Consider the following 12,248-nt stretch of genomic DNA (forward strand, 5'->3'; position numbering starts at 1 on the left):
TTGATGATCGATCAAGTCTCTCCTCATTTATTAACTAATGATTACACAACTTTTACAAAGGTACGTATTGCTCTTTTCAAACTGCCTTCACATTGTTCCAATGCTTCTTCTGCTTCTTTTACTTCCATACCAGTCTTAATCATCATAATGGCAAGCTTACAGTTCATAGATGCCTTTTCCAAATGGGCAGTAGCTGTGGCTTCATCCACCCCAGTCGCTACCCGAATGATGCGAACAGAGCGATCGTACAATTTGATATTACTTGCCTTTAAGTCAACCATGAGATTGTTATACGTCTTACCAAGCTTCACCATTGTTCCGGTAGTCAGCATGTTAAGAACCAGCTTCTGTGCTGTCCCCGCCTTCAGGCGAGTAGATCCCATAATTACTTCCGGCCCAACCACTGGCGCGATACATACATCACAGACAGGATCTAGTTTGGAATTTTTGTTATTCACAACACCAATCGTCGCAGCGCCAATTTCTTTAGCTTTCTTCAAGCAAGCTATTACGAATTGCGCACTTCCACTAGCTGTAATTCCAATGACTGCATCCTTATCTGTCACACCGCATCGTTCAATGAGAGCGACCCCCTCCTCAGCGCTGTCTTCAAAACCTTCAACTGCTGTTCGTAGTGCGATATCGCCACCGGCGATATGCCCTTGCACGATCATTGGATCAATGCCAAAGGTTGGAGGACATTCGGAGGCATCAAGCACACCAAGTCTGCCAGAAGAACCGGCTCCTACGTAGAACATTCTGCCACCATTTTTAAGAACCTGATGCAATATATCAACCGCTTTCATAATCTGCGGTATTTCGGCTCCGACTGCTGCAGGAACCAAGGCATCCTGTTCGTTCATCATGCGCAGCATTTGTTCTGTTGAACATTCATCAATTGTCTGTGTCTTCTCGTTAATCTCTTCCGTAGTTAAACCCGATAGATACTCATCCATAGCCGTCCTCCTGCCTGCTTTACTCTTTACAAACTCTTTACTGGTCTAATACTAACGAAAAATTTCACCTTGGTCAATAGTTTTTGAAATTTTATTTTATGGTAAAATAAAATACTGATTTTTTATTTCTTAAATTTCGACAAAAAAAAACGATGTCTGAAGTGACATCGTTTAGTGTGTTCTTTATGCTTATTTTCTATGCTTGCTGCTGGCAATAATATCATGTGTTTTGGCCAAATACTTCTTCACATGCTTATATTCACTGCTTGCTACCCCGGCAAATAGCATATCTATCACCGTCAACATCGCGATCCGCGAGCCCATAGCTCCGCTGCGAATCGTCACCTCTGGTGTCGAAATGCTGAGTACGATATGTGCATTATCGGCTAAGACGCTTTTATTATACTTGGTAATCGCAACAATTGTCGCGCCATTCTTCTTGGCAATTTCCATCGTATCGATAATTTCAATGGTGCTTCCGGAATTCGAAATGAAAATAGCCACATCGCCTTTGCCTAGCAGCGTGGCTGCTGTCATTTGGCTATGCCCGTCTGTATATGTGTGACACATCTTGTTGATGCGTGAGAATTTCTGTTCTGCGTCCATGCCCACCAAGCCGGAAGCACCGATCCCGAAGAATACGATCCGATTGCATTCGACTAACACTTTCACCGCGCGGGCAACTTCATTTCGATCAATGACACTAAGCGTGTCTTCTATGGATTTGCTGTTATTATGTGAGATGTTGGAAATAATCGTGTTGAGATCATCACCAGGTTGAATATCGGTATATTGATCTTTCTGCTCCTCATCCATTGACCCCAGCGAGGCGGAAATGCTCACGATAAAGTTGCGATAGCCCTTATACCCCATCGTTTTGCAAAAACGAAGTACGGATGCATCACTCGTCTTGGTTAGCCCGGCAAGACTTTTAATAGATAGATGTGGAATCTCGTCTACATTGTCTAAAATATACTCAGCCACTAGCTTCTCTACTGGCGTGAGGCTGTCTTTCATATCGCGGATTTTGATTAAAATATTATCATTTATTGCCATATAGGTTCCCTACTCACCATAGATTATCTGTGTGAAATCACTATCATCATACGTATTATTGGGCGAAAAAACAAGACATGCGTGCAAAAGAATTGTGAAATTATGTCGGTTCAAAGAAATTTTATTTCGAAAACTACAGCGTATAGTGAAATTTATTTCCAATAAATACGGGAACTATACGTGGTCAACAAGAAACCCCCAACTTTGGAGGTCGGGGGGCAGTTTTATTAGCATATATTTACGTAAGCGATACATCCTGTTTGGCCAGTCGCGCCACTTTAATCGATGCCAGCGCATAGACCACTAGCGCGCTCCAGATGAACGCGAAGCTGATGAACAGCACAGGCGAGAACGCCTCTTTAAAGACAAAGATGCTCAGCAGCAGCTGAATCGAAGGTCCGATGTACTGGATGAAGCCCAGCGTTGACAGCGGCAGTCGGGAGGCAGCTTTGGCGAACCAGATCAGGGGCATCGCAGTCGCAGCACCCGAAAGCAGCAGCAGCACGAAGTGCAGTGTCGACAGTGTATCCACCGTGGACTGATGCGACGCGTAGAGGTAGACAATGTACCCGATCGCCAGCGGGAAGACGACCGCTGTTTCTCCAGCGAGTCCGATGGACGCGTCGTAGGAGGCTCTCTTCTTCACGAGGCTGTACAAGCCGAATGTCGCTGCCAGGGAAAGTGAAACCCATGGGACTCGGCCGTAATCGATGGTGGCGATTAAGACACCGACATAAAGATTAGCCAGTTCGCGCTAATCAGCACAGAACTTGCACCTACAACGAGCATCGTTCTCGGATTGGTGAGCATGCTCCAGAGCGTTTTGGCTTGCCCTTTTCCCAGGAATATCAGAATTAGCATAAAGACGAATGACCAGATCACGCGGTGCGATAAGATTTCCCCCGCCATCAACGAGCCGAAAAGCTTCCAATACACAGGCAGCAAGCCCCAAGCAATATACGCAATAATGGCATAACCAAGCCCTTTTTTCATCGCAAAAACCTCATTTCACATACAAGTAACACAATTCTATGAACCATAAAATTTTGTCCGTTGGTTAATAACATTGTTTCATTGTAGCATAGGCTTGGCGCAGCGTCTGTGAACAATGGGCTAGCAATGTAGTCCCTTGCGCACAATTCTTGTGCGCTAGGAAGCTACTCTCGGCTGCTTAGTTAAAACTCAAATACTTTTTAATCACATTCAAATAGTTCCTTCGAATCCACAAAAAATAAATAAACTGAAGAAGCAAGAAGATGCCTATGATGGTAACCGCCGCAATACCGACTTCTAGTTGAAATAACCTTTGCAACGCTGCGAATGCAACAGCTGAATGAACGGTGGCCACGATGTACGGTAATAAGAACAATACCCCAATTTCGATCGAGACAACCTTTTTCATTTCTTTAAACGTTACACCGATTTTGTGCAATTGTTTATATTTTTGTTTATCGGATTCCTGATCCATATAAAATTTGTTGTAAATGAAGCTTCCAGAAGCAACGAAGAAGATGATGCCCAAGAATATCGATAAGAACATAATTGTGCCATATGCTCTTTTTTCAGTTTCATAAATATGTGATTTGGACAAAAGTAGTGAAGTCAAATTTTCTCCATATATCTTCTCATATTCGTCATAGACGACATGCGTGCCCGCCCAATCCTTGACTTGGAATGCATACTGAGGCTGGGTCTCCTCTGTGACTTTAATGCGATCAAATAGCTGATCCGGAACAACAAATATAGTATTAAATTGATCCTGTAATAACTTCGCGCGTATTTCTTCTTTTATTTCGATGCTATTCCCTTCAATCGTTAGACGATTTGTGACGTCGTGTTCCTCTGGGGGTACGATTTGTATCGCTTCTCGATCAAGAATAGACACGTTTTTCAAGTTTAATTGTTTAGCGAATTGATTATAAACACTTGCTTTTATGACAGGTACAGCAGACTCATCCTCTTGGATCAGATATTTAATGTCGATAACTATTTTTTCATATGGAAATTGATGTTTCTTTAACTTATCTTCAATAAACCGGATCTCCTCAGCAGCAGAAGGATTTACACCGAAAGTTTGATAAGTAAAAGCCAGCGGATATCGCTCTTCTATATTGTTTAAGGTATTCGTCCAAAAGGCATAGGAGGAACCACTTAATATGACAGCAGCTGTTGATGTGATGGTAATGATGAAAAACATGCTGGCATTGTCTCGTATTCGATAGAACATATTGGATACCCAGATCAGATTGGTATTTTTTAAATAATAGAACCTGTTCTTCTTTAACAATGCGATCGCAAAAACGCTCAACTGCGAAAATAACAAATAAGTGGCAATAACGACCATGCCTATAATGATTAAAATATAGATCACTAGATTCCCTTTTATTGTAACAAATGATAAAACATATGCGGCAGTTAATAGAAGGAAGCCACCGACCGCAATAAATGGCGAAAATTTAGGCGCGCGCTTAGGAGCCTTCGTTGCTTTCAGCAAACGTAAGATTTCTTTTCCCTTTACGATCCATGAAGTGAATAAAGAGACGAACAACCCAAGCAGCAAGAAGGATACAAGTGTAATCAGTATCGCTTTTGTAGGGAAATAGAATGGCAATGAAGAAAGCCTCAGCAACTTCTCGATCATAATCAAAAATAGTTTAGAGAACACTAGGCCCGTAACGATGCCTCCGATGGTTGCCGCGACACTAATGACCATATTTTCAATGGTGATCATTCTGAGAAGCTGTTTCCTTGATATGCCGAGCATGTATAAGATGCCGAATTCCTTATACCTCTTTTTTAATAAGACGCTAATGGAGTAAAACACAAAGAAAAACAAAAATAAATAAGCAATTATTTCAGCGCCCAAAAGGGAAACCTTAATATAGGACTTGAATGTTCCTTTATCCGGGTGAAGAATAAACATCGTCAGAGAGAAAAATAAGGTAACGGATATAAATGTACTTAGGAAGTAGGCAAAATAGGCCTTGGCGTTGCGCCATACATTTCTAAATGCAAACTGCTTAAATTCCATAATCCGCACCTCCTAAAAGCGAAAGTACATCGACGATTTGTTGATAGAATTGCTGCCTGCTGCCCCCGTTATGGATTTCATTATAGATGGCTCCGTCTTTAATAAATAAGATGCGGTTGCAGTAACTGGCTGCCACAGGATCATGTGTCACCATCATAGTGGTCAGCTTATGCTCTTTATTGATCTTGTCAAATAGTTCCATGACGGTTCTTGCAGCTTTGGAGTCCAAATTTCCGGTTGGTTCATCTGCCAAAAGCAGTAAGGGATTATGAATGATAGCTCTGGCAATAGCGGTTCTTTGAGCTTCGCCACCAGAAATTTCGTAAGTTCTTTTGTCCAGCAGATGCTCTATGCGCAACGTTGTAGCGATACTGTGTAGTCTTCGGTCCTGCTCTGTCACCGAGACCCCATCCAAAGTAAGGGGCAGCACGACATTTTCGCTAATCGTTAACGTATCGAGCAAATTAAAGTCTTGAAAGACAAAACCAAGCTCCCTTCGTCTAAAGAGGGCTAGTTGATCTCCCGCCAACTGTAACGGGTTGAGCCCATTAATCAGAATATCACCTGTTGTAGGTTGATCGACTGTTGAGATCATATTTAACAACGTTGTCTTGCCGCTGCCCGAGGGTCCCATTACGCCAACAAATTCGCCGGGTTCAACAGAAAAGCTTATTTGCTTTAAAGCATGATACATCACTTCTTTACCATAGGTTTTACTCATATGATTGATCGTTAACATGGCTATTCAACGACTCCTTTTTGTTTGGTTTACATCAATCATATTACTTGCTCACCTCCCTTTGAGCGATTCATCTTTCTTACTCGAATCTTACATTGATGTAAGGTCAAACAGAATGCGGACTGTTGTACCCCGGTTCACTTCCGATTGAATATCAATCTGATGATGCAAGTTGTCGCATATCTTTTTCGCGAGATACAGACCCATCCCCGTAGATTCTCCTAAAATCCTTCCGTTTTCACCCGTAAAGAAAGGTTGAAAGACTCTTCTAATATCTTTAGGATGAATGCCAATGCCCTCATCAACGACTTCTAGCACTGCATGCTCTTCTGTTCTATAGGCGGAGATCGTTACATATTTGCCTTTTCCTTTGGAATATTTGATCCCGTTTGTGATCAATTGCTCGATGACAAATTTAAGCCATTTTACATCAGTGTAAACCTCAATCGAGTCGTCCACGTCTGCTTTAGGCAGCATCTTATTTTTAATAAACAATTTTTTCTCTTGGCTGATGCTGTCCAAAATTAACGGCTTTAAGTGTGTCCTTTCAATCACAAAGTCTCTTTCAAAAGCATCAATCCGCGCATAATACAAGGCCATATTCAAGCCTTTCTCCATTTTAAAAACCTCTTCGCCCATACCGTGTGCATACGGTTCGCCTGCGTGGGCTTCAAGCTGTAGCCGGATGACCGAAAGCGGCGTTTTCATTTGATGCACCCATTGATTAATAAAGGTTAAATGCTCTTGATGGCGGTTGTTAATTTGCTGCATGTTTCTTTCGTATAATCGGTATTGCTGCTTTAATAGAGCAGAGATATGGCGACCCCAGAAGGAATCGCCTTGATCCAAGGAGGTTGCCTCGATGGCATTGAAGCTTCCTTTCAGTAATACATAGATATCCTTCGCCTTCACGTATTTCCATCCTAAAAAAACTAGCAAAATAAAAGAATTGAATAAGAGCGCATATAACACATCTGAATATAGAAAATCACTCGCAAGGACACAGTAAAAAGTCGTTAAAAGCACAGAAAAATAATAAAGAACGATGTAACTCTTGTGTTCCTTTAAAAATAAACTCATCTGCTATCACCGCCTACCAGCTCTTGTTTAATTTGTAGCCCATGCCTCTAATCGTTTCGATGCCATCCTCGATAGCAAGGTCTCGCAGCTTCTTTCTTAACCTGGTGACATTTACGTTGAGCGTGTTTTCTTCAACAAAATCAGAGTGATCCCACATTTGTTCCAGGAGATAGTTGCGGTTAACCACCTTAGGATAAGTCTGGATCAGACTTTCGAGCAAAATGGCTTCTTTTTTAGTCAAAATAGCCGTCTTACTCTGAAACTCCAAATCTAATCGTTCCGGGTATAATTTTAAGCCATCTAATTCGACCACCCGTTCGCCTATCGCATTGGCATAATCCCCGAATACCCGTCTGATATGACTATTAATTTTAGCCATCACGACCTCATAGGAAAATGGTTTTGTAATATAATCATCTGCCCCGTTCTCAAGAGCCCTCACTTGATCGATCCCGCTCTCTCTTGCAGAAATAAATAGGATAGGAACCTTAGACGTTTCTCTTATCTTCCTACACCAATAAAACCCGTCAAACCTAGGTAAATTCACATCAAGCAACACAAGATGAGGTTTGAGAATATGAAACTCTTCCAATATGCTTTCAAAATTTTCTGAAACTGTGGCTGTAAGTCCATATTTTTCAATATGTTCTTTAAGCAGACGACTGATGGATACATCATCTTCAATAATATAAATCGCATATTTCATAACGAGCGCTACCTCCAAAGTATTCTTTAGTTATGTTCATTCTTCTTCTAAATTATGACAGACAATCTTTGCTGTCTATAAATAAAAAAACCTCGAGTCGTATACGTATACGACCCGAGGTTCCATATTTTTAGTTAGCTCCTTTTGGTGCCGTTGGATTTTTCTCAACCGAAACGACTTCCCCGGTGTTGGCATTTATAAATGCGATGTAAATTTCGCTCTTATAACCGTGATCTTGACCTGCCTTTACTTTCCGCTTCGCTTCGATGATTTCTTCGTCGGAGAGGTTATCCATTTCTGAATTTGAGTAGGTTACAAAATAGAACGTGCCTTCCATATCTACTCTAGTACCCAAATCATAGGAAATTTTAAATCCGTTTAATGGCACCTGAAATTTCTCTTGAATCGCCTTCTCCGCAGTCACAACCGCTTCCTTTAAGCTCACCGTAGCATTTTCGAGTTGCGCAATTGCGGGTTGCTGATATTTGCCGATGACCTTCACACTTTGAGCATCCGTAGTGGAAGAAGCATAAGCCGACATAGCACCGTTTCCTGCAATCAAAGCGGTTGCTACTCCTAAAGTCATTACTGCTGTAGTAATCTTTCTTCTCATCTTTCATTACCTCCAATATTTTTGATGTTTCGTAACTACAAACCAAGTATACTGGGGGCGCGTTATGAACTAATTTTCAAGTTGTAATGGAGTTGTAAAATAAACAGAGACCCTTGTATATTCATCTTCTTTTGAATCAATTTGTACGGTTGCATGATGGAGCTGGGCAATCTGATTGCAGATGGACAAGCCAAGCCCAATCCCACCCAATTCTTTTGAACGGGATCGGTCCACTACATAAAACGCTTCTGTAATTTTCGCAATATCCTTCTCAGGTATGCCTCTTCCATAATCCAACACTTCAAGTACAACACCTTCGTCAGAATGGTAGCTTCTCAATTGGATCTCTCCACCGAACGAGGAAGCTTTTATACTGTTTTCTACTAGATTAATGAACATGGATTGTAATAGCTCTTGATCTCCATAAACTTCGTCGGCCGAGCAATCCATTCTTATCGTCATTTGCTTCGCCTCAAGATGATGCCGCTCCATATTTACCACATATGAAAACAGATTCTCAATATGAACAGGCTCAAAGGCAACCTCTTCACTCTTTAAATATAATAATTGCATCATTTTTTCTGAGAGGACGTTCAGCCGCGTAATATGCTCTTGAATGTATCGGACCGCCATTTTCTTTTCATCCTCATTATAATTGGCATGATTTAAAAACTCGCTATATCCCTTAATAGCCGTAATAGGTGTTTTAAGTTCATGCGTGAGGTTATTGATGAATACTTCTTTGTCTTCACTCGCCTTTTTGATCGTTTTAATATGATTGGAAACCGCATCAGCCATCTTGTTAAAATCTTGTGCTAATTCCCCAAACTCGTCGTTCCCACTTACTTTCACTCTTCGATCATACGCTCCTGCAGCAATTGCCCTTACACCCTTGTTTAACCTGCGAATAGGTGCCGTTAATTGAAATAATAGAAAAATAAGCGCTGCCGATAAAATCAAAGAAATCACGACACTCAATGTAACGAAATACTGCCGCAAGGTAGCATAATATTCCTGTAAATAATCAGAATTTCTTGAGATAACGAGTCTTAAATCCTGGAATTCCATTTTTCCGCCGATAAACAACCATAACTCACCATTCATCTGCCTATATACGGTTTTGTATGGATCCTCATGCAGTTCTGGCCGATCTCCTATAAACTGATAGGCATTGGAAAAGATCAATTGATCTGCTTGGTACACCTCTAGCAGGATATCCTCTTTATAATAATTGGCTGCAAAACTAGCAATGACCGTTTGAAAGTTGGTGTTGCCAGTACGTTCCGTATATACGCGGAGGATATAGCTTAAGGATTTTTCGATGCTCCCGTATACGCTCACACCTCTTGAGATATCCACCTGTTCGTTTAATTGATAACTCTTTTTCAAAAGTCCATACGCTCCAAGGTCGAAGGCAATCAGAAATACAATCAACACACACAGATACGTTTTCTGCCAGAACTTCACCTCTACACCTCTAGCCTGTAACCATATTTATAAACCGTTTTGATCCGGGTCTCCCAATTTAGTTTCTTTCTCAGCTTCTGAATATGCACGTCAACGGTTCTTGTATCTCCATAAAAGTCAAAACCCCATGTTTGCTCAATAATTTTCTCACGGGATAGCGCGATATTTTTATTTTGGACGAGAAGATCTAATAATTGATATTCTTTATTGGTTATTTCGACTTCTTGTCCATGAACAGTCACCATATGCTTTTCCAAATCTACGATCGTGTCATCCAACCTAAATTCGTTTGAGGTCTTTTGGTTTCTTCTTAAAATGACATGGATACGAGCGATGAGTTCCACTGCTTCAAAAGGCTTGACGATATAATCTTCCGCTCCGATCTCCAAGCCATACACTTTATCAGAAACCGCATTTCTTGCCGTTAAAAAGATAACCGGTACGTTGCGTTTCACTATATCCTGTACGATTTCAAAACCGTCTCTGCCAGGCAGCATCACGTCCAGGATGACTAAATCGATTGGCGTCTCATTTAATGTTTTTAGAACTTGATCCCCACTATACAATTGGACATACGTATGCCCGACCATTTTTAAATTTACTGCAATCAAATCGTTAATTGCCTTCTCATCATCTACAATCAGTATTTTCGCCATAAGCATACACCTCGGTACCATGATAGCAATTCTGTTGTAGAAAGTTATCATAGAGTTGTAAAATGTTTATCCTACAGTCTTACCTCACTGAACGCAAAAAATCCCCTATAAAGGGGACCTTTCGAACTCGAACAAAGCTTATCCTTTTACAGAACCTGCCGCAATGCCTTCTACGATACGGTTGCTCAGCAAGATGAACGCGATCATAATAGGCAAAATACTAATCATCAGGGTCGCACCAATCGCTCCCCAGTCGGTTGTGTATTGGCCAACGAAATTCTGTACGCCAACGGTCAAAGTCTTATACTTTTCAGACGAGATGAACGTATTCACGAAAATAAACTCATTCCAGTTATAAATCATGTTGATGATAACCGCAGTAGACAACACAGATGCCGTCATCGGCAGCGTGATGCTGAAGAAGATGCGGTTCACTGAGCAGCCGTCCATCACCGCTGCTTCCTCTACTTCACGCGGCAGCGTGTAATAGAAGCCGAGCATAATCATGATCGTAATCGGGAGATTAAACGCAATGTAAGACAAAATGATCGACAGCGGATGGTTCGTTAGCTCCATTTTCGTAAAGAGACTAAACAACGGGATGAGCGTGGAGTGGACAGGAATCATCAGCCCAACCATAAACAATCCCAGCACGAACGATTGCAGCTTCCATCTCATCCGTGTCAATGCAAACGTCACCAAGCTAGCTAGCAGCACTGTCACCCCAACCGACACTAACGTCATCCAGACGCTGTTAAAAAAGTAGCTGTTAATATGGCCTTGCGTCCAAACTTTCTCGTAATTCTCCCAACGCAGTCGTTCGGGAAATGCCATTGGAGCAAGATTGAAAATCTCTTCATTATTTTTCAAAGAAAATAGCATCAGCCACAAAAGAGGGAAAATCTGAATCACAGCGACTATCGATAACACGACATACAATACGCCATATCCGACTTGTCCAAGCAGCTTGCTGCGCGGTGTTAGCCCTTGTGTCTGACCACGGGTGGTTTCTATTTGCATCAGAATTGGAGTCTCCTTTCATAACGAATATTACGAGTATTGGATATCATCTTTAGCAGCCGTCGCTTTACGGATTAACCACGTAACAACGAGGCATATCAAGAGCAGGAAGAAGCCAATAGCGCTGGCATAGCCGAAATCGTAGCCTTTGAACGCTTTGCGGTACATGTAGGAAGCCATAACCTCACTGGATCCGTTAGGTCCGCCGCCTGTCATGACATAGATGAGGTCAAAATATTTCAGAGATCCTACTACTGCGAGTACGACCGTTACCTTCATCACTTCGGCAATTAACGGTACGCGAATGGATAGGGCAATGCGCCATGGGCTTGCACCATCGATACGCGCAGCTTCAATGAGTGAGGACGGGACATTTTTCAAAGCGGCATAATAAATTAAAATATAAAATCCGGCGTACTGCCATAAGATCGGCATAAAAATCGCGTATAAAACAATGGATGGATTGGACAGCCATTCCGGTGTATGCGTGACCCCCAGCGACGTTAGGATAGAATTCAATACCCCGTTCGTTGGGTGGAATATTTTCAACCATAGTTGCGCAATAGCGACAGAAGAAAGCAGCATAGGAATTAAGTAGATTTTGCGAAAAAAATTAGCACCGCGGATGTTTGCGGATAGCACTAATGCGACTAGTAAGTAACCGAGCAGGGAAATCGTCGAGAAGATCGCCAGCAAAAACGAGTGCTTCGCGCTTCCCCAGAATAATTTATCCTTAAGCAGTTCTGCGTAATTATGCAAACCGATGAAACTCATTTTGCCTACGCCATCCCATTTCATTAATCCGTAATAGCCTGTCATCACGATTGGCATGTAGATCAGTGCTAACAGCAGAAATAACGAGGGAATCACGTAGATTGCAATCATGGTTTTGTTAGACATGACTTTATCCATAAGTAGGCACTC

General features: G+C 41.8%; 13 protein-coding genes. All 13 read right to left on the reverse strand.

What is annotated here, in order from left to right:
- Window positions 1-41 precede the first annotated feature (41 nt).
- Window positions 42-956, reverse strand: a complete 915-nt coding sequence (gene murQ / locus AC58UX_RS12490) for an N-acetylmuramic acid 6-phosphate etherase (protein ID WP_497252981.1) — start codon at window positions 954-956, stop codon at window positions 42-44.
- Between the two features lie 189 nt (window positions 957-1,145).
- A complete protein-coding gene (locus AC58UX_RS12495; protein ID WP_497252983.1) occupies window positions 1,146-2,012 on the reverse strand; it encodes a MurR/RpiR family transcriptional regulator in 867 nt (288 codons plus the stop codon).
- 238 nt (window positions 2,013-2,250) lie between these two features.
- Window positions 2,251-2,658, reverse strand: a complete 408-nt coding sequence (locus AC58UX_RS12500; protein WP_497252985.1) for an EamA family transporter — start codon at window positions 2,656-2,658, stop codon at window positions 2,251-2,253.
- Between the two features lie 74 nt (window positions 2,659-2,732).
- Window positions 2,733-3,005 carry a hypothetical protein gene (locus AC58UX_RS12505; RefSeq protein ID WP_497252987.1) on the reverse strand — a complete coding sequence of 91 codons (273 nt, stop codon included), beginning with the start codon at window positions 3,003-3,005 and terminating at the stop codon, window positions 2,733-2,735.
- Window positions 3,006-3,183: 178 nt separating this feature from the next.
- Window positions 3,184-5,043 (reverse strand): FtsX-like permease family protein, encoded by a 1,860-nt coding sequence (locus AC58UX_RS12510; protein WP_497252989.1) that lies wholly within the window; start codon window positions 5,041-5,043, stop codon window positions 3,184-3,186.
- Window positions 5,033-5,788 carry an ABC transporter ATP-binding protein gene (locus tag AC58UX_RS12515; RefSeq protein WP_497253652.1) on the reverse strand — a complete coding sequence of 252 codons (756 nt, stop codon included), beginning with the start codon at window positions 5,786-5,788 and terminating at the stop codon, window positions 5,033-5,035. Before AC58UX_RS12515 ends, AC58UX_RS12510 begins: the two co-directional genes overlap by 11 nt.
- An 84-nt stretch (window positions 5,789-5,872) precedes the next feature.
- Window positions 5,873-6,694, reverse strand: coding sequence for a sensor histidine kinase (locus AC58UX_RS12520; RefSeq protein ID WP_497252991.1), 822 nt, complete (start codon window positions 6,692-6,694; stop codon window positions 5,873-5,875).
- 181 nt (window positions 6,695-6,875) lie between these two features.
- A complete protein-coding gene (locus AC58UX_RS12525) occupies window positions 6,876-7,568 on the reverse strand; it encodes a response regulator (protein WP_497252993.1) in 693 nt (230 codons plus the stop codon).
- 130 nt (window positions 7,569-7,698) lie between these two features.
- Window positions 7,699-8,181 (reverse strand): hypothetical protein, encoded by a 483-nt coding sequence (locus tag AC58UX_RS12530; protein WP_497252995.1) that lies wholly within the window; start codon window positions 8,179-8,181, stop codon window positions 7,699-7,701.
- A gap of 69 nt (window positions 8,182-8,250) precedes the next feature.
- Window positions 8,251-9,648 (reverse strand): sensor histidine kinase, encoded by a 1,398-nt coding sequence (locus AC58UX_RS12535; protein ID WP_497252998.1) that lies wholly within the window; start codon window positions 9,646-9,648, stop codon window positions 8,251-8,253.
- Window positions 9,649-9,650: 2 nt separating this feature from the next.
- A complete protein-coding gene (locus AC58UX_RS12540) occupies window positions 9,651-10,304 on the reverse strand; it encodes a response regulator transcription factor (RefSeq protein ID WP_497253000.1) in 654 nt (217 codons plus the stop codon).
- 138 nt (window positions 10,305-10,442) lie between these two features.
- Window positions 10,443-11,324, reverse strand: a complete 882-nt coding sequence (locus AC58UX_RS12545; RefSeq protein ID WP_497253002.1) for a carbohydrate ABC transporter permease — start codon at window positions 11,322-11,324, stop codon at window positions 10,443-10,445.
- Between the two features lie 30 nt (window positions 11,325-11,354).
- On the reverse strand, window positions 11,355-12,236 hold the full coding sequence (locus AC58UX_RS12550; RefSeq protein WP_497253004.1) for a carbohydrate ABC transporter permease: 882 nt from the start codon (window positions 12,234-12,236) through the stop codon (window positions 11,355-11,357).
- Window positions 12,237-12,248 lie beyond the last annotated feature (12 nt).

This window comes from Paenibacillus sp. J22P90, from assembly GCF_059692195.1.